Annotated in this window: 20 protein-coding genes; 6 read left to right on the forward strand and 14 right to left on the reverse strand. The window is 39.6% G+C overall.

Annotation, left to right across the window (positions count from 1 at the left end; all coding sequences use genetic code 11):
- Positions 1-2: 2 nt before the first annotated feature.
- The 3 genes from WKR92_RS00915 to WKR92_RS00925 form a co-directional block, all read right to left on the reverse strand.
- Positions 3-827: a PorV/PorQ family protein gene (locus WKR92_RS00915; RefSeq protein WP_375555963.1), complete on the reverse strand. Its 825-nt coding sequence runs from the start codon at positions 825-827 to the stop codon at positions 3-5.
- A 90-nt stretch (positions 828-917) separates the two neighbouring features.
- Positions 918-1358 carry an NUDIX domain-containing protein gene (locus WKR92_RS00920; protein ID WP_375555964.1) on the reverse strand — a complete coding sequence of 147 codons (441 nt, stop codon included), beginning with the start codon at positions 1356-1358 and terminating at the stop codon, positions 918-920.
- Between the two features lies 1 nt (position 1359).
- Positions 1360-2349 carry a cation diffusion facilitator family transporter gene (locus WKR92_RS00925; protein ID WP_375555965.1) on the reverse strand — a complete coding sequence of 330 codons (990 nt, stop codon included), beginning with the start codon at positions 2347-2349 and terminating at the stop codon, positions 1360-1362.
- A 128-nt stretch (positions 2350-2477) separates the two neighbouring features.
- Between WKR92_RS00925 and WKR92_RS00930 the strand changes: the two genes are divergently transcribed.
- Entirely contained in the window at positions 2478-3686 is a 1209-nt protein-coding gene (locus tag WKR92_RS00930) for a pyridoxal phosphate-dependent aminotransferase (protein WP_375555966.1), read from the forward strand.
- A gap of 90 nt (positions 3687-3776) precedes the next feature.
- On the opposite strand, the gene WKR92_RS00935 is transcribed toward WKR92_RS00930, so the two are convergent.
- Positions 3777-5018: an ABC transporter permease gene (locus WKR92_RS00935; protein ID WP_375555967.1), complete on the reverse strand. Its 1242-nt coding sequence runs from the start codon at positions 5016-5018 to the stop codon at positions 3777-3779.
- Between the two features lie 157 nt (positions 5019-5175).
- Between WKR92_RS00935 and queA the strand changes: the two genes are divergently transcribed.
- Both queA and WKR92_RS00945 read left to right on the forward strand, forming a co-directional pair.
- Positions 5176-6225: a tRNA preQ1(34) S-adenosylmethionine ribosyltransferase-isomerase QueA gene (gene queA / locus WKR92_RS00940; RefSeq protein WP_375555968.1), complete on the forward strand. Its 1050-nt coding sequence runs from the start codon at positions 5176-5178 to the stop codon at positions 6223-6225.
- Positions 6226-6245: 20 nt separating this feature from the next.
- Positions 6246-6935, forward strand: coding sequence for a 2-C-methyl-D-erythritol 4-phosphate cytidylyltransferase (locus WKR92_RS00945; protein ID WP_375555969.1), 690 nt, complete (start codon positions 6246-6248; stop codon positions 6933-6935).
- 2 nt (positions 6936-6937) lie between these two features.
- On the opposite strand, the gene WKR92_RS00950 is transcribed toward WKR92_RS00945, so the two are convergent.
- The 5 genes from WKR92_RS00950 to WKR92_RS00970 form a co-directional block, all read right to left on the reverse strand.
- The gene (locus tag WKR92_RS00950) at positions 6938-7090 is read right to left on the reverse strand and encodes a lmo0937 family membrane protein (RefSeq protein ID WP_375555970.1); all 153 of its coding nucleotides are present in this window, start codon (positions 7088-7090) and stop codon (positions 6938-6940) included.
- Positions 7091-7203: 113 nt separating this feature from the next.
- Positions 7204-7968, reverse strand: a complete 765-nt coding sequence (locus WKR92_RS00955) for an MBL fold metallo-hydrolase (RefSeq protein WP_375555971.1) — start codon at positions 7966-7968, stop codon at positions 7204-7206.
- Positions 7965-8237, reverse strand: a complete 273-nt coding sequence (locus tag WKR92_RS00960; RefSeq protein WP_375555972.1) for a hypothetical protein — start codon at positions 8235-8237, stop codon at positions 7965-7967. The genes WKR92_RS00955 and WKR92_RS00960 overlap by 4 nt, the downstream gene beginning before the upstream one ends.
- 11 nt (positions 8238-8248) lie before the next feature.
- Positions 8249-8905 (reverse strand): outer membrane lipoprotein periplasmic chaperone LolA1, encoded by a 657-nt coding sequence (gene lolA1 / locus WKR92_RS00965; RefSeq protein ID WP_375555973.1) that lies wholly within the window; start codon positions 8903-8905, stop codon positions 8249-8251.
- Positions 8906-8908: 3 nt separating this feature from the next.
- Complete coding sequence (locus WKR92_RS00970) at positions 8909-11509, reverse strand: FtsK/SpoIIIE family DNA translocase (RefSeq protein ID WP_375555974.1); 2601 nt, start codon at positions 11507-11509, stop codon at positions 8909-8911.
- A 145-nt stretch (positions 11510-11654) separates the two neighbouring features.
- Here WKR92_RS00970 and WKR92_RS00975 point away from each other — a divergent pair, with 145 nt between their 5' ends.
- A complete protein-coding gene (locus tag WKR92_RS00975) occupies positions 11655-12377 on the forward strand; it encodes a DUF4397 domain-containing protein (RefSeq protein WP_375555975.1) in 723 nt (240 codons plus the stop codon).
- Here the strand turns inward: WKR92_RS00975 and WKR92_RS00980 are convergent.
- Positions 12374-13141 carry a UDP-2,3-diacylglucosamine diphosphatase gene (locus tag WKR92_RS00980; RefSeq protein WP_375555976.1) on the reverse strand — a complete coding sequence of 256 codons (768 nt, stop codon included), beginning with the start codon at positions 13139-13141 and terminating at the stop codon, positions 12374-12376. The two genes, WKR92_RS00975 and WKR92_RS00980, sit on opposite strands and share 4 nt — an antisense overlap.
- A gap of 82 nt (positions 13142-13223) precedes the next feature.
- On the opposite strand from WKR92_RS00980, the gene WKR92_RS00985 reads away from it, so the two are divergent.
- Positions 13224-15374, forward strand: coding sequence for a prolyl oligopeptidase family serine peptidase (locus WKR92_RS00985; protein ID WP_375555977.1), 2151 nt, complete (start codon positions 13224-13226; stop codon positions 15372-15374).
- A gap of 76 nt (positions 15375-15450) precedes the next feature.
- Here WKR92_RS00985 and WKR92_RS00990 read toward each other — a convergent pair whose 3' ends face one another.
- Both WKR92_RS00990 and WKR92_RS00995 read right to left on the reverse strand, forming a co-directional pair.
- Positions 15451-16758 (reverse strand): porin family protein, encoded by a 1308-nt coding sequence (locus WKR92_RS00990; protein ID WP_375555978.1) that lies wholly within the window; start codon positions 16756-16758, stop codon positions 15451-15453.
- 8 nt (positions 16759-16766) lie between these two features.
- The gene (locus WKR92_RS00995) at positions 16767-17399 is read right to left on the reverse strand and encodes an RNA polymerase sigma factor (RefSeq protein WP_375555979.1); all 633 of its coding nucleotides are present in this window, start codon (positions 17397-17399) and stop codon (positions 16767-16769) included.
- Between the two features lie 197 nt (positions 17400-17596).
- Between WKR92_RS00995 and lysS the strand changes: the two genes are divergently transcribed.
- Positions 17597-19315, forward strand: a complete 1719-nt coding sequence (gene lysS / locus WKR92_RS01000) for a lysine--tRNA ligase (protein WP_375555980.1) — start codon at positions 17597-17599, stop codon at positions 19313-19315.
- A 21-nt stretch (positions 19316-19336) separates the two neighbouring features.
- Here lysS and WKR92_RS01005 read toward each other — a convergent pair whose 3' ends face one another.
- Both WKR92_RS01005 and WKR92_RS01010 read right to left on the reverse strand, forming a co-directional pair.
- A complete protein-coding gene (locus tag WKR92_RS01005) occupies positions 19337-20362 on the reverse strand; it encodes a serine hydrolase domain-containing protein (RefSeq protein WP_375555981.1) in 1026 nt (341 codons plus the stop codon).
- An 11-nt stretch (positions 20363-20373) separates the two neighbouring features.
- Entirely contained in the window at positions 20374-22989 is a 2616-nt protein-coding gene (locus WKR92_RS01010) for a valine--tRNA ligase (RefSeq protein ID WP_375555982.1), read from the reverse strand.
- Between the last annotated feature and the right edge of the window lie 67 nt (positions 22990-23056).

Here is a 23056-nt window from a genome sequence, read left to right on the forward strand (position 1 = left end):
AATTAAAATCTGTAATCAATTGATATCTGTGGGGAATAGCCCAATTGGGCATGAAAGGAAGTAGCAACATCAACATTAAAGCGATTATAAATAACTCCCAGTCCCACATAGCGCATAAACGGATTCACAGATAAGCCCCCACGCACTACCAGCCATGTCATTGGCAGGTAATTGACCCCCACTGATAAATCTGTATGACTATCGACTAAATAAGAAAATTCAGTCGCGATAAACGTCTGATAAGAGAACTGATAAGCTGCACCGACCGCTATTGTAGCTTGATCCGTGGCGTTCGCCTCATCAATCAACAATTGCTCAAAATTGCGAAGACTCAGTCCAATAGTAGCAGTCTGGTTGATTGTATACTGACCTCCGATGTCTATTGAGACAGCATTAATTTGTTTTTCGTCGGGAATATTGATAAAATGATAGTTCGTAATGATCCCTACTGCTAAATCCGATTGAAACGACTTGGAAATAGTTAGTCCAGCGCTGGTCTCCTGAAAATGTGACCCGAATCGGTCATGATTTCCGTAAAAACCTAGACTTACGATACCTATAGGGAGAACTAGTTTACCCGTTAAGCTTCTTGTGTCAGAATTTAGAAAGTATTCGGCATAACCTAGGCTGAGTACTGGTTTTTCCAACTTTGCTATACCAGACGCATTACTACCGATACTATGAACGCCGGCAAGAGCCACACTCGCATTTCCTAAACCTAAATGACCAGCGCCCGAGGAAACCTGACCACTAACTTTTATTGCACTACACATCAACAATAAAACAAAAACCCCCGTCAAAAAACGACGGACATCATGATCTATCATATCAACAAATACTACAAATAAATGCCGAACATAATCAATTTTATGATGAAAACGAAGTCGACCTTCGATGTCGAAACACCAAGACTGACGCTAGATTAAGATCTTGTTTCTGATATTTTTCCAAGCTTGTCGATCCATTTCAAAAGTTAGGGTATCTAGATAGAAATCTTCCAGATCAATCCATCTAAGCGCCTGTGTGGCGTCCTCATCGAAATCGAATGCTTGTTCTTTAACAGAGAATATTAGTTCTTCGCTTGTAAACACCTGATAGTAAACCCCAATTACCTGACTGAGATCAAAAGCGGAAGGTATTACCTCTTCCGTGACATATAATAAGTTGCCTGAATCTATAGACAAATCGAATTCCTCCATGAATTCTCTTTTCAGACCATCCCACAGGCCCTCTCCTAGTTCTAAGCCCCCTCCTGGAAATTTTGAAAACCGCTGACCATGGTATAGTTCATCACTAATCAAAACCTGATTTTTATCGTTTATCAATATACCATACACACGAATATTGAAGTGTTCCATATTAGTTTGATTTCTCCTTTTCAAAGTGTTTTAAATTTCGAGTAACCAGCTCTACGTCCCAAATCATATCTATTGTCTTTTCTGAAGAACGAATAGGACAGTTTTTCACGTTGCAATAATGACAGCATTGAGGCAGACAGGGATCCGCGTGAATAAAAAACTCAGTCTTTAGCCCTACCTTTTCATTGATCAATTTGTCAATTTCCGAAACTTCTTCATGGACCTTATTCAAATCGAAATAATTAGGCAGAGTCACATGGCAATCCAAATGAAGATTTGCGCCGTACCTTTGTAAACGAAGGTTATGAATATCAATCCACGGATCTTTTCGGTGTTGCTGTAAAACATCTACGACATCTTTAACCAGCTGGACATCGGACTCATCCATAAGTCCACCGACCGACTGGCGTAGCAACTTATATCCCTGATATAAAATAAATACACCTAATATGAGAGAAAGAATGATGTCAATAATAATAAGGCCCGTAAAATAAACCAAAAGGAGGCCGACGACCAAACCCACGGTACTTAAAGCATCGGTCAAAAGGTGTTTCCCATCGGCCATGAGTGTCAACGAGTTCAGCTTTTTGCTTTTAACAAGAAGATAACGGCCTAAAAGAAAATTGATTAAAGCGGTGAATGCAACCAGCCCCACCCCTTCCAATAGGTTTGTCAGCTCGATAGGAAAGAAAAAATTGTAAATAGCCTTTCCGATAATGAATAAAGCAGCAAGAAATATCAAAGCCCCCTCGATAAAAACAGAGAAGAATTCAACTTTTCCGTGCCCGTATGGATGGTTCATATCCTTGGGGAGCGAGGAAAGGTAAATGCTGTAAAAGGCAAAACTGCTTGCTATTACATTTACAATGCTTTCAAGCGCGTCCGTAAAAACGGCATTTGAATGTGTTATAAAGTAAGCTATAAACTTGATCACCATAAGGCTTATAGCCGTTATCAGTGATAATAGAATAAGACTTTTTTGACTTTTCAATTGCTCTGATTTTACACAAAAATACTAGAAATGTTTGATTAGCCCAGTATTCGGATTTTTGTGAGCATATTACTTAAATAATTAAATATTAAAAAGTAAATTCGCTACTTCATAATCAATTTTATCAAATGAACAATAGCACAGTAGCTTTATCAGACAAAATCAACAACCTATCAGAATCAGCAACCATTAGAATGGCTAAGCTGGGGCGAGAGCTAAAGGCAAAGGGAGTAAATGTAATCAGTCTTAGTTTTGGCGAACCAGACTTCTCTACTCCCGAAAACATCAAAGAGGCAGCCAAAAAGGCGATGGATGAAAACTACACCTATTATACGCCTGTATCGGGCTATCCGGACCTAAGACAGGCTATTGTGAATAAATTAAAAATCGAAAACAATCTGGATTATGATATCTCACAAATTGTGGTAACCACTGGAGCGAAGCAAGCATTGGCTAATGCAATTATGTGTCTCGTCAATCCAGGTGACGAGGTAATCATCCCTACTCCTTATTGGGTATCCTATTCCGAAATGGTTAAGCTCGCTGACGGCGAGTCAGTTTTTATCGATACTTCAATAGAGAGCAACTTTAAGATTACCGCTGAAGAACTGGAAGCTGCAATTACGCCGAAGACCAAACTTTTTATGTTCTCCTCTCCGTGTAACCCGACAGGAAGTTTATACAGCAAAGATGAGCTAGAATCCCTTGCGAGGGTTTTTGAAAAACACCCTGATATCTATATCTTATCCGACGAGATCTACGAGCATATCAACTTTAGTGGAAAGCATGAGTCGATAGCTCAGTTTAATTCTATCAAAGACCGCGTGATCGTAGTCAATGGCTTTTCAAAAGCTTATGCGATGACAGGTTGGCGAATTGGTTATCTTGCTGCGCATCCAACGATCGCCGCTGCAACCGATAAACTACAAGGACAGATTACTTCTGGCACCTGTTCAATCACGCAACGAGCGGCACTTGCCGCTTACGAAGGCGGTCTTGACAGCGTAATCGCTATGCGAGACGAATTTCTTAAAAGAAGGGATATTGTCTACAACCTTTTAAAGGACATCGATGGCGTGAAAACAAACCTTCCAGAAGGCGCATTTTATTTCTTCCCAGACATCAGCTCCTTTTTCGGAAAACAAACGGAAACCGGAGAAACAATAAAAGACTCTAGCGACCTTGCTTTATATCTATTGAATGTAGCACATGTGGCAACAGTTGGCGGCGACTCTTTCGGCAACAATGACTGTATCCGATTCTCATATGCCGCATCTGAAGAAAGCTTAGTTGAGGCCATGAAACGGATCAAGGATGCTTTAGGCAAATTAAAATAAATTTCAGCTTCAAGCTTAATAATAAACGAAAGCGGTGCTTCTTTTCGTAAGAAGCACCGCTTTTTGTTTATGGACACATGATGAATATATCTAACTTCTAATTGCTTCTACCGGATCGAGACGGGCGGCCATCACAGCTGGGATAATACCTGCAATTAGACCAATCATGGTTGAAAGGACTAACGTAAGGACTACTTTTCCAAAATCAACAACAATCCCTACACCCAAACCTAACTTAATAATAAAGGCAAGAAAATAAACGATGCCGAGTCCGATCAGGCCTCCTAAAATACAAAGTAGGATCGCCTCTATTAAAAACTGAGAGAGGATGAAGAAGTTCTTAGCACCAAGTGATTTCTGTATTCCTATAAGTGGTGTTCGCTCTTTAACTGATACAAACATGATATTCGCAATACCGAATCCACCTACTAAAATCGAAAATATACCAATAAAAAGACCGGCACCATTTATAATCGCAAATAGCTGATCCAATTGAGCGGTGATAATCGTTGTTTTATTCAATGAGAAATCGTCTTCTTGCTTAGGGCTGAGCCTATGAATGGATCTCATAATACCTCGCACTTCACTTTCGGTCTCTTCTAGGGGATATTTCGCAGCTGCTCGAACAACGATGTTAGGGCTGTGGTTTTCAACATATACTAGGTTTTTTATAAAGTTCAACGGAACGACTACTGCATTATCGAGCGATACGTCGAGAAGCATACCCTCTCCTTCTGATTTGAAAACACCGACAACCGTAACCTTACGACCCAACAGGTCTATTTGCTTGCCGATTGGATCCATACTCGGGAACAATCCTTCTGCAACTGTAGATCCGATCATGGCTATGGGTGTGCCATTGTCCGATTCTAAATTCGTAAAGTATCGCCCAGAGGAAAATTCGATATTTCGTATTTTATAGAAATCGAATGATACTCCCGAAATAACCGCCCCCTCTATATTATTGCTTCCAAATTGAATTGTTCTATTGGATACAGTAATGTTATAACAAATCCCATCCGCCATGGTTAGGCGTTCCTGTAATTTTTCAAAATCTTCGATCGAAGGTTCGGGGCGATTGACGTATTTCCACCACGGAAAATCTGGTCCGCCATCCCAAGGCCATTTGGACACATAAATCGACTTGCTGCCCAACTTTTCAATGCTGCTTTCTAAATTTGACCGAAGGGTATCTACGGCAGAGAAAACACCGATGATCGTCATGATCCCAATTGTGATTCCAAGCAAGGATAATAGCGTCCTTGTTTTGTTTCCTCTTAAAGCAGAAAAAGCAAAACCAAAGCTTTCACCAAGTAATTTTAAAAACAACATATAAAACTATGACGTTTAAATGATGAAGAAGTTACAGCACTAATTGAAATTAAAACAGTTATGATATGCATCCAATACCCACGAATAGTATTTACCATTAAAAAATCGTATATTTGCGCGCTAATTTAATTGCTAAAAGAATCCTATCAAACATACAATGAAACTATCTCAATTCAAATTTAACTTACCACAATCACTAGTAGCTCTACATCCTTCTGAAAACCGTGACGAAGCTCGTTTAATGGTTTTACATAAAGATACAGGCAAAATAGAACATAAAGTATTTAAAGACGTGATCGACTATTTCGACGAAAAAGATGTCATGATCTTTAACAATACGAAAGTTTTCCCTGCAAGACTTTATGGAAATAAGGAAAAAACTGGTGCCACGATCGAAGTATTCTTATTACGTGAGTTGAACAAAGAATTAAGACTTTGGGATGTATTGGTAGATCCTGCCAGAAAAATTCGTGTTGGTAATAAGCTGTATTTCGGGGAAGATGACTTATTAGTCGCTGAAGTTGTAGATAATACAACTTCTAGAGGACGTACAATACGTTTTCTATTTGATGGCACTGATGAAGAGTTCCGGAAAAACATAGAAATACTGGGCGAAACACCACTTCCTAAATACATTAACAGAAAACCAGAACCGGAAGATAAATTTCGGTACCAAACCATTTACGCAAAACATGAAGGTGCCGTTGCTGCGCCTACTGCTGGCTTACATTTCAGTCGCGAGCTGATGAAACGTCTAGAGCTAAAAGGGATTGAGTTCTCAGAGGTGACTCTACATATTGGCTTAGGAACATTTAGACAAGTAGAGGTTGAAGACCTTACCAAACACAAAATGGATTCTGAGCAATTCTTTATAAATCAAGCAGATGCTGATATGGTAAACGAGGCCATTGACAATAAACGTCGCGTTTGTGCTGTTGGTACTACTAGTATGCGTGCTATTGAGTCGTCTGTCTCTGCAAGTCATCATCTAAAACCTGCTAGCAACTGGACCAGTAAATTCATATTCCCTCCTTATGACTTCAGTATCGCGAATAGCATGATTACTAATTTTCACACGCCTGAGTCAACCTTATTGATGATGATTTGTGCATTTGGTGGATATGAAAATGTAATGAACGCATACGAAGTAGCAGTAAAGGAAAAATATAAATTCTACAGCTACGGTGATTCGATGTTAATCATCTAATAAAACCTAAGGGTTCAAACATGTCGGACTTCAAGAAATATGTGATTATTGTCAGTGGCGGTACTGGCAGCAGGATGAATAGTGCCACACCAAAACAGTTTCTTGAACTAAACAAGGTGCCTCTTCTCATGCACACTATCCGTGCGTTTAATGCAAGCGACATCCATATTGTACTCGTTCAAAATGACACACATGCTGATATCTGGGCATCGCTTTGTACCAAACATCAATTTGATGTTCCGCATAGTCTTGTCAGCGGCGGGAAGACGCGTTTTCACTCAGTGCAAAACGGTTTGAGATTTATTGTCGAAAATGAGGCAGACTTAGGCTCGGTACTTATCGCCGTTCATGATGGAGCTAGGCCATTCGTGAGTAAAAAAATCATTGAACATTCTTTTCAAGAAGTTATTGACAAGAAAGCAGTTGTACCCGCTATCGAAAGTAGAGATTCTCTTCGGATAATAAGCGACGGCGGCATAAATAAAGCGCTTAAACGAGAAAAAGTCCGCTTAGTGCAAACTCCTCAGACTTTCTTTGCCAATATATTGTACGATGCATATGCATCTGATTATAATGCTGAATTTACCGATGATGCGTCCGTCGTCGAAAAATCCGGATATCCCATTCATTTAATTGAAGGAGATATCCGGAATATTAAAATCACTTACCCCATCGATATAGCTATCGCGGAATCGTGGATGAATAACTAAACTTAAGCTGCTCCACGAATTACTCTTAACAGAATCGCTATGACAGCTATTACTATGAGGATGTGAATAATTCCGCTATCAACAAATCCTCCGAAAAAACTAATCGCCCAGATAATAACTAAAATTACAGCGATGATGTACAATAAGTTTCCCATAATACTCCTTTTAAGGTTTTAAATAAATTATTTTTACAATAAATTTTATAAATAATAAAGGAAAAAGCCCCCCTAATTGTTTTGAATAAGAGCAATTATTTATCAATAAAGGATTATAAATGCACTTTTAAGCCGTCGTATGCAAGCTTAATTTTGGACGGCAGCTCTTTCGAAACATCGGTATAAGTACCTAAACGATGACCGATATGAGTGAAATATGTTTGCTCTGCACCCACTCTTTCTGAAAAATCGATTGCTTCATTCAGCGTCATGTGAGATATGTGTTTTTCACGTTGAAGAGCGTTAATCACGAGCACTTTCGTTCCTTTTATCTTCTCAAACTCAACATCTGATACGGTCTTTGCATCGGTAATGTAAGTAAAATCACCAATTCGATATGCTGATACAGGCAATTTAAAATGCATAACCTCAATAGGTATAATTTCAAGCTTTGATGCAATCTTAAAAGGGGCGTTGCTAATCTCGTGGAGATGAATTAGTGGAATTCCGGGATAAGATTGATCTGAGAAAACATAATGAAACTCCCTCTTAAGAGCTTGTATAACTCTATTCGTAGCATAAATGGGTAACGAACTCTGTTGTTTATAATTGAAAGCACGAATGTCATCTAAACCCGCAATGTGATCTTTATGTTCATGTGTAAATAATACCGCGTCCAAATGTTGAACATTTTCTCTTAGCATCTGACACCTAAAATCAGGACCTGTATCGATTACTATATTCAAGGAATCATATTCAATTAAAATAGATGATCGTAAACGCTTATCTTTCTCATCTAACGACGAACAAACGGGGCAATTACAAGCAATAACAGGAACACCTTGAGATGTACCCGTTCCTAAAAAGGTAATGGTCACAGATCTAATTTTGTTTGTTTAATCAAATATAAAAACTTCTTTTGTTTCTCATTAAGCACAACAACAGAAAAATCTAAACTCGCAGTCAGCTCAGCGATAGAATTGATCTTGACCTCCAAATCGGAGAACTTATTGACCACTAGTATTTTATCTTGCAGTAAGGTACATGTTCCCGACTTAAAATTGCCCTTTTCATAACGGATTTTATAATTTTTAATCCTAAGAAGCTCTTCTAGTTTTTGTAATGTAGTCTGTGTGTAGGATAACATAATTTAACGCATTACCGTAGATCTACGATTTCCAGATCAGGGTAATTGTGTTTATAAAATGAGAATATCCCTGGAGAAAATGTTCTGTTTGTCTCGATATTCGACAGCTTATACGTATATGTATTACCATTTTTATCAGAAATGGTGGCATCATAGATAAAGTTTGTCGATTTGTCGATACGCATTCGTATTTTCGAAATATTTTGATTCTCATCCAAAGGTGTTAAATCTATAACATATAAAGTCCGCCCATCAGCTGTCTGTTGATTTTTGCTTTCAGTACGATATCCCGTTTTGTAAAAACTAAAAATGTTACTCGGAGAAATGGACGCATCATCCGGATTCAAGTTTGTTATTTGTACTTCACCGATATCCTTCATAACGGCCCACTGCGTCTTTCCATCGCTAATAAACGCTTGCTGGGCAGTTTCTATTTTATACTTCTTCGTGCCGGGCTCAAGATAGACACGCCCCTTCTCATCATAGCCTGCTCCCGTCTCAATTTCATTAATACCGGTTAAGACAAAATCAGCTTTGATGGTTTTGAAAGAAGAATATTTTTTGCTGACTTGATCCAAAATTGCCTGAGCATTATTCTGGCCAAAGGCGTAAATTCCAAGAAATAAGAAAAAAGTCGTGGCCACATATATTTTGAAAATACATTTCATACCTTAGTCATTTTTCCTTAATGTCTCCAAATATTGTTCCAATGAGGCCTCATCTGGGTATAATACTTCTCTTGCCTTGCTTCCCTCAAACTGTCCGACAATACCCGCTTGTTCCAATTGGTCAATGATTCGGCCTGCACGATTATAACCCAGTTTCAGCTTTCTCTGTATTAGAGAAGTAGACCCTTGTTGGTGTAGTACAATTAATCTTGCTGCATCCTCAAAAAGTGAATCGCGTTCATCGCTATCAAAAGAAGCTGAGGCCCCTTTGCTGCTCTCATCAACATACTCTGGGAGTATAAACGCAGAAGAGTAACCACGTTGCGCACCGATAAACTCGGAAACTGCTTCGACTTCAGGTGTGTCCACAAAAGCACATTGAATTCGCGTTAGATCACTTCCCGTTGCCAACAACATATCCCCTCGACCAATTAGCTGATCCGCTCCACCGGTGTCCAATATCGTTCTGGAGTCAATTCTTGATAGAACTCTAAATGCCAATCGTGCCGGGAAGTTGGCTTTAATTGTACCTGTAATGATATTTACTGAAGGCCTCTGAGTTGCTATAACTAAATGAATTCCAACCGCACGCGCTAGTTGAGCTAACCTTGCAATCGGTGTCTCTACTTCTTTACCGGCCGTCATCATCAAATCCGCAAACTCATCTACAATTAATACAATAAATGGTAAAAAACGATGCCCTTCTTCGGGGTTTAAGCGCCGGTTTATAAATTTAGCGTTATACTCTTTTAAGTTACGTACCCCTGCATTCTTCAGCAAATCATAACGCAGGTCCATTTCGATACACAATGAGTTTAAGGTATTGATAACCTTCTTTGTATCCGTGATAATTGCATCTTCTTCATCAGGAAGTTTTGCCAAAAAGTGACGTTCAATCGTATTAAACAGAGATAATTCTACTTTTTTGGGGTCTACCAATACAAATTTCAGTTCAGCTGGATGTCTTTTAAAAAGCAATGAAGTAATAATTGCATTGATACCAACCGATTTACCTTGGCCTGTAGCACCCGCTACTAACAAATGTGGCATCTTTGCCAAATCAGCAATAAAGACCTCATTGGTGATGGTTTTACCGAAGGCAATAGGCAGGTCCATATCGGTATGCTGGAACTTCTCAGTCGCAATAACCGAACGCATAGAAACCATTTCTGGATTGCTATTTGGTACCTCGATCCCAATCGTCCCCTTCCCTGGCATCGGTGCGATAATCCGAATTCCTAATGCCGCCAAGCTCAAAGCTATATCGTCTTCAAGGTTTTTAATCTTTGAGATTCTGACGCCTGCTTTTGGCACAATTTCATAAAGTGTTACCGTGGGACCAATAGTCGCTTTAATTTTTTCAATCTCGATGTTGTAATTTGCCAGTGTTTCAACGATGCGATCTTTATTTGCTTCCAGTTCCTCGTTATTGACAACTATTTTTCCACTGCCATAGTCCCTCAACAAATCCAAATGAGGAAATTTATAATTCGATAGATCTAATTGCGGATCGTATTGACCGTGCTTTTCAACAAGAACATTCGAGTCCGCTTGCTTCTCTTCGACAACATCTTCTACAGCTAAACCCGGTACATCAGTTTCTGTCTCTTTTAGAGGACTCGATTTTTCAGAGTCGCCACGACTCGTATTTTTTGGGTTTAACTCCAAGTTTCTCGTATCTGCAATTGGCGACTCTTTTTCGTCAAGCTCTGAAGACTGTTCCTCTTCAGCCGTTCGTCGATTTGCATATATCGAATTAATAGTAGAGCGTTCTTTGAAGTTGGATTCACTCGTTTGCCGCGGAGTATCTGTTTCTCGTCTCCAATTAGAGTCTGAGGAAAGCTCATTTTTATCACTCTCATCCAGCTCTGCCTCATTATTCTGTACCGACTGAACCTTCTTTTTCCTCTCGGGCAAATTAAAATCTATATTAAATGTAATCACCAGAAACGTGAGGAAAAGAAATATAAGCAAACCGGCTACTCCCGCGCTTCCTATTTGTGCTTGCAATAGACGATTAGTCCAAAAACCAAACTCGCCTTCCAGGAAGTGAGGATATGTTGTCATAAAGCCATGAACATAGCCTAAGGTCACCGAAAGAAAAACCAGGAAGAAAAACGAATAGCCGAGTGACTTACTCAGCGAGAAGATCCGAACCCGAAACAACAACCGATATCCAACTGCGAAAAATATAAATAGAAAAATAAAGGACGCAACCCCAAACCACTTATAGATAAATTGATGCGATAAAAATGCACCGAATTTACCTAGCCAATTTTCGACAACCGGGTTCTCGATGCCTTGCTCCATCAATTCTTCTTGTGTCTTGAAAAGATTGGACCAACCACCATTAGAAGAAGCCACATAACTCTGGTCGTCTTGCCATGTAAATAGATACGAAACAAAAGAAACCAAAAAGTATATCGATAATAGAAGCAGGAATAGCCCTAATATCTTCGCTACCTTCGTTCCGCCAAACTTGAACTTGGGTATTTGTTCCGAGTGACCAACCCGTCTAGAAGCGTTGCGTCTTTTGGCATGATTTTTACCTATCTTTTCACCTTTAGTTGTGTTAGATCTGAATTGATTTCCTTTTATAGGCATTTATTCGGTTTTATGCATTTTGACAAACTTACGGAAATTTTGATGATTTTAAGGATATGAAGCATGCTAAGCACATTTTTTCGATCGCATTGTAGCATCAGTTTATCATCTGTCGTTATCACTATATAATCATAAAAAATACTTTATGCACACTACAAACTTCATGCAAATATTTTTAAATAATAAAATAAAGCTAAGAGCTTTCATCGTGGCAATCGTTGCCAGTGTAAGCTTAAGCTCATGCTTGGATAATTCAGGGCCGGACAGTTCTTCAATCGTTTCGGCGGTCAGCGTCATTCATGCGTCACCCAATTCGCCCGGATTTGAGTTTGTAGTAGATAACCAACGGGTTGAACGGTTTTCATACGGCGATAATTATATTCCTTATTTTGTTGCCTACTCTGGTAATCGATACGCACGTGTCTACGAGCAGGGATCCTTTAACAGACCGCTGTATGAGTTTGAATTACGACTGATTAACGGAAAGTATTATAGTGTTTTTATAGCGGGTGATAAAGATGACTTATCGTCGCTAATTCTTGAAGATGACTTAACGAGCCCTGGTGAAAACGCGCATGTGCGCTTTGTAAATGTGAGTCCGGATGCACCCGCGCTCGACTTCAGTGTTACAAATGATAGTACACTAGCAAGTAATAAAAAATACAAGGAATACACTAGCTTCCAAGTAGTAACTCCAGGCACCTATAATGCACTCGTCAAATCACATGGGAGTGAAGATATTGTGTTTAACGAAGAAATACAATTCAAAGCAGGTCAGATCTACACGGTGTGGGCAAAGGGCTTTGTAGAAACAGAAATAGAGGATCAAGCCTTCGGAGTCAGCGTCATCAGGCACGTTATCGATTAAACCGAACGTTGGCGTTCTGTTTCCCAATAAAGCAATTGTAAAGTGCTACCGTCAAATACAGCATAGCTGTTATAGTTGATCCACTCACCTAGGTTTACATATTGACTAGCATGATCCAATTGAATGGACAGCGGTAGATGTCGATGTCCAAAAATAAAATAATCAAAATGCTCCGACGTCAATAGAGATTTGGAGAACTGTACCAACCATTCCTTTTCCTCACTAACGAAAGTCTCTTTTTGATTACTTGCAATGCGACTACTTTTGGACCAATATTTCGCAATCGCTATACCGATTGAAGGATGAAGCCATGAAAACAACCATTGACAGGTTTTGCTTCGAAATATCTTCTTTAGAAACTTATATTTAGCATCTCCAGGGCCCAAACCGTCTCCATGATGCAAATAGAAGCGTTTCCCAAAACGCTCTATAATCAACTCATCGGAGATGACAGTAACTCCAATTTCCTTTTCAAGATAATCAAACATCCACATATCATGGTTTCCCTTAAACAGGACAATGTTAATCCCCTGATCTGTTAGTTCAGCTAACTTCCCTAGAAAACGGACAAAACCTTTAGGTATAACGTGCTTATATTCAAACCAAAAATCAAAAACGTCACCCATTAGATATATCTCTTCAGCATCGCTCCTTGCCATTTCGAGCCATGTAATGATCCGTTTTTCCCGTTCCAAACTCGACTCATAACTTGGAACACCCAAGTGAAAATCTGAAGCAAAATATAGTTTTTTTCCGCTAGTCATAAAAAACAAACATACAAAAAGTAGTGGTTTTTTTGTTATCCAATATATTCATTTAGTTTTGTACAAAGCCATAATTTTACATATGAAAACGTATTTAGGAATTTTAAGTTGCGCAGCAATACTCGTCTCGTGCAACACTAACAGTCAGGAACAAACAACCATTGACCCAATTGACAGTATCAGTATGCTACCTTACCCAGAAACTAAAAAAGTTGAAATAACCGACAATTATTTTGGCACAGCCGTGGTTGATCCTTATCGCTGGCTTGAAGATGACATGGCCGACGACACGAAAGCGTGGGTAGCTGAGGAAAATAAAGTAACTCAAAACTATCTTTCTCAAATACCGTTTCGCGATGCGATCAAAGATCGGCTAACGGAACTCTGGAACTATGAAAAATTTTCAGCGCCATTCAAGGAAGGGGACTACACTTATTTTTATAAGAATGATGGGCTTCAAAACCAATATGTTCTTTATCGTCAAAAAGGAGAAGGAGAACCAGAAGTCTTTCTGGATCCCAATAAATTTTCAGCCGATGGAACAACCTCTCTAGCTGGAGTATCTTTTTCTAAAGACGGAAGTATGCTTGCTTATCAGATTTCCGAGGGAGGGTCAGATTGGCGTAAAGTAATTGTAAGAAATGCTGCCGAAAATAAAATCGTGGGCGACACACTATTGGATCTTAAATTCACAGGTTTGGCATGGAAGGGAAACGACGGTTTCTATTACAGCAGTTATGACAAACCTGAAGAAGGGAGCACACTATCAGGCGTTACTGAATACCATAAATTATACTATCATAAACTTGGAACTCCACAATCGGAAGATAAGTTGATTTTTGGTGGAGAAGAAACGAAAAGACGATACATAGGGGCCTATCTCACAGACGATGAGCGTTTTTTAGTTATTTCTGCAGCCAACACAACAAGCGGGAATGAGCTTTATATCCAAGATTTATCAAAAGAAGGATCGTCAATTGTAAATATCATTGACAACTTCGAAAAAGATTATAGTATTATTGATAATCAGGGCGATCAACTACTGATCTATACCAACTTCGATGCTCCAAACTACCGCGTGGTAACTACGGACATTAACAATCTTGATCCTAGCAATTGGAAGGATCTGATACCAGAAACAGAAAATGTATTGAACATCGGCACCGGTGGCGGAAAACTATTTGCAAATTACCTAAAAGACGCTACTTCTCTGGTACAACAATACAACTACGATGGTGAACTAGAAAGAACGATTGAGTTACCTTCGGTCGGTACTGCTTCTGGCTTTTCAGCAAAAAGCGAGGATACGGAGTTGTATTACAGCTTTACGTCCTACATCTACCCTCCTACAATCTTTAAATATGATATTGCTTCAGGAGCTTCCGAAGAATATAAGAAATCCGGTGTGGAGTTCGATCCGTCATTGTATACATCCGAACAGGTATTCTATGAATCTAAAGACGGAACTAAAGTGCCGATGATCATTACCTATAAAAAGGGCATCGAGCTTGATGGAAGCAATCCCACCATTTTATATGGATATGGAGGCTTCAACATTAGCCTTACTCCTTCTTTCAGCACATCTAATATCATTCTATTAGAGCAAGGCGGTATTTATGCTGTCGCAAACTTACGTGGCGGTGGAGAGTATGGTGAGGCTTGGCACAATGCAGGAACAAAGACGCAAAAACAGAATGTTTTTGATGATTTTATCGCTGCTGCAGAGTATTTAATCGCAAATAAATATACGTCCTCCGAAAAACTCGGTATAGCCGGTGGTTCTAATGGCGGACTCCTCGTGGGAGCAGCTATGACCCAGCGTCCGGAACTTTTTAAAGTAGCGTTACCTGCTGTAGGTGTTCTAGATATGCTTCGCTATCATAAATTTACAGCTGGTGCTGGTTGGGCCTACGACTATGGAACGTCAGACCAATCGAAAGAAATGTTTGAGTACCTATACAACTACTCACCTTACCATGCTTTAAAAGAAGGAACCGCCTATCCGGCAACCATGGTTACAACCGCAGACCACGACGACCGTGTTGTACCTGCACACTCGTTCAAGTTCGCAGCACGTTTGCAAGAATATAATACTGGTGAGAATCCGGTTTTAATTCGTATCGAAACCAATGCTGGACACGGCGCTGGAAAGCCAACTGATAAGATTATCCAAGAAGCTGCCGATAAATGGTCTTTTGTATTCCAGAATATGGATGTCAGCTACAAAGACTAAAATCACTTCTGTTAACACAAAAAAAGCCCTCTATGCGGAATCCACATAGAGGGCTTTTAGCATACTTTCATTCATATTAAAAGCTTGTCACTATCTTCAGGCCTCCATTACTCAGATTCATATCCTGATCGGTAAGAGAGCCAACCGGAACCCTTAGGTAGGGTTCCAATGATAAGTTCAAATTTTTCAAAACTGGCAATCTGTAACCAACCGACAAATTGAAGAAGCCGGTAAAGTTCTTTCCCTCATATGGACTGTTTGGACTTATCTCTTGTGAGTAAACTGTCTGAATAGCTGGTACACGCTTCCCCTGACCATCATCAGATAAACTGGCTACTTGAGCAATCTTCTCCTCAAAAACATTATATCGGTCTTCACTCAATACACTAAACACCGACACCCCAGCGCTCGCATATAATTGCTTGCCCAAGTTTACCTTCAGGTTTACCGGAATATCTAAACCAACCAACGTCGTATTGATTGTATTTAATGATTTGTTATAACTATAACTATTGAGGCTCGCTTTAGAAAACTCTGCAGGAATATCTATTTGATTAGGTCCTCTTTGTGCATCTAATTGCACATAAGACACACCTGAGCTGATGGATATTTTTTCATTGATATTATAGGCAACTGCCAAGCCTCCACCAAAGTTGATTTGCTGCCGCTCGTTTATACTGGGAGCTATTTCAACACTAAAATCCCATTTATCAAACCCTTGTCTCATATCTGAATTGATTTCAGGTTCGTCTACCAGAGCCCATTCCCCATTTCGGTAAGCATTTTCTTCATCATAGCTCCTGTTTGGCTGAATAGCCTCCGATGCAGCATTTTGACTTTGCTTCGTATTTTTATCTACTAAATCTTTTTCCTCTTTAAGGGGTCTTACTGTTTGATTGTCATTTAAAACCGTCTGCTGTTTTTGCTCTTGCATACCCGAAAGCAGAGACTCCTCCCCTTCGTAAAAAGAAGGTTCGACGTATGCTATACGAGAACGGCCGGCATCATGACTGTCTCTTTCAACATGCTCATTGTTTAAAGTAGCAGTTTCTATATGATTGCCTTGTGTACTCGTCTTGTCTTCTGTTTTCTCAATATCTCCCGGCAGAACTCCCATGTCTTCATATGAACGAGACTCACGATCGGTCTGCACAACAGCCGGGTTGGAATTATTGAGGATCGGCTCTTGTCTTAGAAACAACAAGGTTCCCAACAAAATGATGGCAGCGGCACCAGACAAATAAGGCCATAGAATTACCTTTTTCTTTTTACCGGCCTCATATGCTTTAAATTGCTCCCAAGCCCCCTCTTTATAAGGAACAGAATGCTTGCGCAGCATCTCGACCATACGTTCGGTTATATCCTTATCTTTATCAGACTTCATCTCTCTGTTTATTTCCTTTTATCATTAAACATCAACTGTTTATACAATATCCTTAATTTTTGCTTCCCACGCGTCAGATAGGTTCTCGACGTGCTTTCGGGAATATTCAGTTTTTTTGCGATTTCTTCGTGTGAATAACCCTCTAACTCATATAGGTTAAAAATAACACGTTGAATATCTGGTATCTTATTTAGCAATTTCATAATATCCTCAACCTCTAAATCGCTTGACGGAGAAACCGGTACGAGCATTAATTCAGTTTCCGCCGAGTCGTCCTGCGAGTGAAATTGCTTCTTAGAGCGTAAATGATCAATGGATAGATTTGCTGCGATTCTTCCAATCCAACCGTAGAAAAAGTTCTCCATCTTTTCTTCGTTCTCTTCAGAATATGAAAATTTATGAATCGCTTTAAATGCTTTTATAAACGTTTCGTTAACCAGCTCTTCGGTATCATGTATACTTTTAATATATCGAGAAACCACCACGGTAACATAGCCATACATCTTTTTGTAAATAAACTCTTTGGCAAATTCGTCATTTTGTACGGCACAAGCATGCACAGCCCACTGCAAATTGGGTGTTTGTTGACTCCTAGAACTACCGATCGATTGATTCACTAATGTAATTGGTATACCGTTCAAAACTTCAATGATTAACAAAAATCGGATTTATAAACCAAAACGCCATACATTTTTTCTTAAGACCTATGCTCGCTTATTAAGTTTATCCATGCTACATATTTTATTTACTGGTAAAACGGAAGAAAAGCTTTCATTGCTACACACTGGATTAAAGATTCTCATTAAAATATGTATTTTTGCCTAAATCAAATTTTCACATGAGTACTTTACTTTCTGAACAAGAAATATTACGTCGCGAAGCGTTAACTTCCCTACATAATTTAGGGATCAATCCATATCCTGCAGAATCTTATAATATCACGTCAAATGCCAAGAGCATCCTAGACAATTATCAGGAAGGTTCCGATGATTTCAAGTCGATTAGCATCGCCGGCAGAATCATGAGTAGACGGATCATGGGCAGTGCTTCGTTTATCGAATTACAAGATTCGTCAGGTCGTATTCAGGTTTATATAAAACGTGACGACATTTCCCCTGGTGAAGACAAAACGCTCTACAATACTGTTTTCAAAAAACTTCTTGATATTGGTGATATTATTGGCATCAAAGGCTTTGCTTTTATCACCCAAACCGGTACGGTGTCAGTTCATGCCGAAGAACTCACTATTTTATCTAAATCATTAAAACCTTTACCGGTTGTCAAATCAGCAGACGGTAAAACTTTCGATGCAGTAACCGACCCTGAATTCCGTTACCGTCAACGCTATGTTGATCTGGTGGTAAACCCGCATGTCAGAGAGACTTTTGTTAAAGTATCAGCTATTAAAACGGCAATTCGTGACTTTCTAAATGAAAAAGGCGCTTTAGAAGTTGACACCCCGGTATTACAAAGTATACCAGGCGGTGCAGCAGCTAAACCTTTTATCACGCACCATAATGCTTTAGATATTCCGTTATACCTTCGAATAGCTAATGAGCTTTATTTAAAACGGCTAATTGTCGGCGGTTTTGACTGGGTGTATGAATTTAGTCGCAATTTCCGAAACGAAGGTATGGACAGAACCCATAATCCCGAATTTACGGTACTCGAATTCTATGTAGCCTATAAAGACTACGAATGGATGATGGAAACCACGGAACAACTTTTCGAGAAAATTGCTCTTGCTACCAATGGCAAAACCAAGCTTCAGGTGGGCGAAAAAGAAATTGACTTTGCTGCGCCTTATAAGCGCATATCAATTTATGATGCAATCAAAGAACACACTGGTTTTGATGTGAGTCAGCTAGATGAGACAGGATTACGTGATATTTGCAAGCAATTGAATATAGAGATTGATGAAAGCATGGGTAAAGGAAAATTGATTGATGAGATCTTTGGTGAAAAATGCGAAGAGCATTATATCCAACCAACGTTCATCATTGATTACCCGGTTGAGATGAGCCCTTTAACCAAAAAACATCGAAATAAAGAAGGTTTGGTTGAACGATTTGAGCTGATGATCAATGGAAAAGAATTGGCAAATGCCTATTCCGAGCTCAATGATCCGATTGATCAACTCGAACGCTTTGAAGATCAAGTTAAGTTGATGGAACGCGGAGATGATGAAGCGATGTTCATCGACTATGACTTCCTACGTGCACTTGAGTATGGCATGCCTCCTACCGCCGGTGTTGGTATTGGCATTGATCGATTAGCGATGTTAATGACCAATCAGGTGAGTATCCAAGATGTTTTATTTTTCCCACAAATGCGACCGGAAAAGGTTATTAAAGCCGCGTCAATCGCTGATTATGAAAAAGCAGGTATTCCGATCGACTGGGTTCCTGTCTTACAGAAAATGGGGTTAACGACTATAGAGGCCATTAAGGACGCCAATCCTAATAAGGTTTTTAATGATCTGGGTGGTATGCGCAAGAAAATGAAACTTGATATTGCCATGCCAACAAAAGATGAAGTGATGGAATGGTTTAAGTAAAACCATCTTCAAACTGAGATATTAACTCATATATTGTTTAGCAAGCCATTCAAAAAGTGTAACTTTTGAAGCATTCACGCCTTCGAACGCTAATTGAACGGCTTGTTTTTTTGCAGCGTTTTCAAACACTTCGCTTACAAGATTGTCATTTCTATTCGTAAAAACACTGATCATTAAGCGCTTTTCAAGGTTATGATAAACGATATTCATAAAGCCTGATGTCTCCCCGGAATGAAAAAAGCAATCAGTCCCATCCACTTCCTTGCCGACAAACCAACCATACCCATAACCCATTCCGTTGTTTACCTCCACCTGAGCAGAAGTAGATTCCTTAAATAATTCACTCGAAAGAAAGACATGGTGGTAAAACGAATGATGCCAACGCTGATAATCTTCTATCGAGGTATAAACACAACCATCACCTTTCGTTGCAGAAGTGATACTTTGATCGTTCATTCTAAAGCCATCTTTTAATACGGCGTAGCCTAACGCCCGATTGGTCATCTCCTTTTGTTGATTATAGATCATTGAACTCCTCATACCAAGAGGAACAAACAACATCTCGTGAATGAGTTCATCGTATGGCTTTTCGGCTACGTGTTCGGCAACTAAAGTCAAAATGCAGTATGCAGTATTACTGTATTTAAATCGCTCTCCCGGCTTGAAATATGTTTCCGCTTTGAAGTTAACCAGTAACCATGCATCATGATCGCTCAGCTGTTCTTTTTGGTTGGCTGAAATCAGTGGTTCATAATCCCAAATCCCCGATGTATGTGTTAGCAAATGTTTAAGTGTGACATCTTGATAAGCAGAACAGCAGTCGCCGAGAAAATCATTTAAACGATCTTCCAGACTCAACAAGCCTTTCTCGGCCAGCATAAGGATAACCATCGCCGTAAATTGCTTACTCACAGAAGCCATCCGAAATACGGTTTGGGATTGAATGTTGCTCCCCACCGACAAATCCGCTAAACCTTCGAACTTCTGATCGATAATCTGACCGTTTTTGATAACACAAAGAGCATAGCCTGGTGTGTGGGGATCCATCTTTATTTATTTTATAATGTTGCCAAGGTTTCTTTTAAGCTCGTAATCTTCGACTCAGCATCGGCTTTTTTATTACGTTCATTTTGAACAATTTCCGGCTTCGCATTATTCACAAAACGTTCGTTTGCCAGTTTTGCGTCTACAGATTTCAAGAAACCAGTTAAGTATGCAATCTCTTTCGTAATACGTTCCTTTTCAGCTTCAAGGTCAATATTTTGACCAATAGAAACATAAAACTCATTTCTCCCAACCATAAAAGCAACTGATCCGGACGGATTATCCTCTACGAGTTTTAATTCGCTGATATTAGCCAACTTAGAGACTAATACTTCAACGTATCCTGCATTCAATGTATTTCCCGACTTATAACATAAAGGCAAAGCTTCTTTCGGAGATATTTGCTTCGTGTTCCGTACATTTCTGATCTCAGATACAACCGTCTTAATCTGTTCAAATTCAGCCAAGATAGTTGAATCAAAACTTTTTGAAGCTGGATATTCAGCTACAATACAGCAGTCCAATTCATCACGCTCACCGAACATCTCATCATGCCACAACTCCTCGCTGATAAAGGGCATAAATGGATGGATCAACGCTAATATACGTTCGAAAATACCCTTTGTACGCTCATAGGTTTCCGTGGATATAGCTTCCTGATAAGCAGGCTTCACCCATTCAAGATACCATGAACAGAAATCATCCCAGACCAATTTATAGGTTGCCATCAAGGCATCCGACAATCGGTAATTGTCAAAGTGCTTCTCAATTTCCCCTAATGCTTCATTAAATCTATTTTCAAACCATTCGATCACTCTTAAATCTGCTTCCGACGCCTTCGTATCCTTTAACTCCCAGTTTTTAACCAAACGGAAAGCATTCCATATTTTATTGGCGAAGTTTCTACCCTGTTCGCAGTAGGCGACATCAAACATTAAGTCGTTACCCGCAGGTGAAGAAAGCAACATCCCGACTCTGACTCCGTCGGTGCCATATTGATTCATTAGCTCTAACGGATCGGGCGAATTTCCTAAAGACTTAGACATCTTTCGTCCGAGCTTATCACGTACAATTCCTGTCAGATATACGTTTTTAAATGGCACCTCACCTTTAAACTCATGACCAAAGGTTATCATCCTTGCCACCCAGAAAAATAAAATCTCTGGAGCAGTGATCAAATCATTCGTCGGATAATAGTATTTGATATCCTTATTATCAGGGTCTTTTAATCCGTCAAACACAGACATCGGCCAGAGAGCCGACGAAAACCATGTGTCCAAAACATCATCCTCCTGTACCAGACCATTCGTTGACTTCCCTTCTTTTTCAAATTCGATAATAGCCTCAGGCTCCGTTTTAGCAACCACCCATTCATTATTCTCATTAAACCACGCAGGGATGCGTTGTCCCCACCAAAGCTGACGACTGATACACCAATCATTTACATTCTCCATCCAATGGCGGTAGGTATTGATAAATTTTTCTGGAATAAACTTCACATCACCATTCAAAACGTAGTCGAGTGCAGGTTTTGCCAACTCCTCCATTTTTAAAAACCATTGCATCGAAAGCTTCGGTTCAATTACAGCATCCGTTCGTTCCGAAAACCCTACTTGTGATTTATAATTCTCTATTTTTTCAACGCTTCCATTAGCTTCTAACAACTTAATAATGTTCTTTCTTGCAACAAACCGGTCTTCCCCAACTAATATTTGAGCTTTCTCATTTAGGGTTCCATCATCGTTTAAGATATCAATAACCTCCAAATTATGTTTTTGTCCCAGCTCAAAATCGTTTAAATCATGCGCAGGCGTAACCTTCAAGCATCCTGTTCCAAAATCCATCTCTACGTACTCATCTTCTATCACTGGAATTTCGCGGTCGATTAGAGGAATCTGGATTCTTTTACCCTTTAAGTGCTGATAACGAGAATCATTTGGATTCACACAAATCGCTGAATCCGCCATAATAGTCTCCGGTCGCGTTGTTGCAATCACCAGGTATTCATCCGACCCGACGATTGGATAACGAAGGTAGAACAAGCGCTGATCAACCTCCTTGCGAATAACCTCTTCATCTGAAAGAGCTGTCCGACCTTGAGGATCCCAGTTTACCATACGAACACCACGATATATGTAGCCTTTACGATAAAAATGTATAAATGTATCAATTACAGACTCGCTCAAGTCCGGATCCATCGTGAAGCGTGTACGATCCCAATCCGCTGAAGCTCCCAACTTCTGAAGTTGATCTAAAATAATCCCCCCGTACTTCTCCTTCCACTCCCATGCGTAGTCTAAAAAGTCCTCTCGGCTAATTGACTTCTTATCAATACCACGTTCTTTCAGCATGGCAACTACTTTCGCTTCCGTTGCAATCGATGCATGGTCAGTTCCGGGCACCCAACATGCATTCTTTCCCTGCATTCTGGCTCTTCTTATTAATACATCTTGGATTGTATTATTTAGCATATGCCCCATATGTAGTACACCGGTAACATTCGGTGGCGGCATAACGATCGTATACGGTTCCCGTTCGTCAGGGGTTGATTTAAAGAATTTTTTGTCCAGCCAATAGCGGTACCATTTATCTTCTGTATCGTTTGGATTATATGTTTTTGCTAAACTCATGTTATGGAATATTCGAATGAAAAGCAAAAATAGCATTTTGTTTATTAACTTCGTAGCTTGTGCAGTC

The organism is Albibacterium profundi, from assembly GCF_042159835.1.
Lineage (GTDB): Bacteria > Bacteroidota > Bacteroidia > Sphingobacteriales > Sphingobacteriaceae > Albibacterium > Albibacterium profundi.

Coding starts and splice junctions, on each gene's coding strand:
- WKR92_RS00915 (WP_375555963.1), bottom strand. CDS start 827: ATGATAGATCATGATGTCCGTCGTTTTTTGACGGGGGTTTTTGTTTTA.
- WKR92_RS00920 (WP_375555964.1), bottom strand. CDS start 1,358: ATGGAACACTTCAATATTCGTGTGTATGGTATATTGATAAACGATAAA.
- WKR92_RS00930 (WP_375555966.1), top strand. CDS start 2,478: ATGAACAATAGCACAGTAGCTTTATCAGACAAAATCAACAACCTATCA.
- WKR92_RS00935 (WP_375555967.1), bottom strand. CDS start 5,018: ATGTTGTTTTTAAAATTACTTGGTGAAAGCTTTGGTTTTGCTTTTTCT.
- queA (WP_375555968.1), top strand. CDS start 5,176: ATGAAACTATCTCAATTCAAATTTAACTTACCACAATCACTAGTAGCT.
- WKR92_RS00945 (WP_375555969.1), top strand. CDS start 6,246: ATGTCGGACTTCAAGAAATATGTGATTATTGTCAGTGGCGGTACTGGC.
- WKR92_RS00950 (WP_375555970.1), bottom strand. CDS start 7,090: ATGGGAAACTTATTGTACATCATCGCTGTAATTTTAGTTATTATCTGG.
- WKR92_RS00960 (WP_375555972.1), bottom strand. CDS start 8,237: ATGTTATCCTACACACAGACTACATTACAAAAACTAGAAGAGCTTCTT.
- lolA1 (WP_375555973.1), bottom strand. CDS start 8,905: ATGAAATGTATTTTCAAAATATATGTGGCCACGACTTTTTTCTTATTT.
- WKR92_RS00970 (WP_375555974.1), bottom strand. CDS start 11,509: ATGCCTATAAAAGGAAATCAATTCAGATCTAACACAACTAAAGGTGAA.
- WKR92_RS00975 (WP_375555975.1), top strand. CDS start 11,655: ATGCACACTACAAACTTCATGCAAATATTTTTAAATAATAAAATAAAG.
- WKR92_RS00980 (WP_375555976.1), bottom strand. CDS start 13,141: ATGACTAGCGGAAAAAAACTATATTTTGCTTCAGATTTTCACTTGGGT.
- WKR92_RS00985 (WP_375555977.1), top strand. CDS start 13,224: ATGAAAACGTATTTAGGAATTTTAAGTTGCGCAGCAATACTCGTCTCG.
- WKR92_RS00990 (WP_375555978.1), bottom strand. CDS start 16,758: ATGAAGTCTGATAAAGATAAGGATATAACCGAACGTATGGTCGAGATG.
- lysS (WP_375555980.1), top strand. CDS start 17,597: ATGAGTACTTTACTTTCTGAACAAGAAATATTACGTCGCGAAGCGTTA.
- WKR92_RS01005 (WP_375555981.1), bottom strand. CDS start 20,362: ATGGATCCCCACACACCAGGCTATGCTCTTTGTGTTATCAAAAACGGT.
- WKR92_RS01010 (WP_375555982.1), bottom strand. CDS start 22,989: ATGAGTTTAGCAAAAACATATAATCCAAACGATACAGAAGATAAATGG.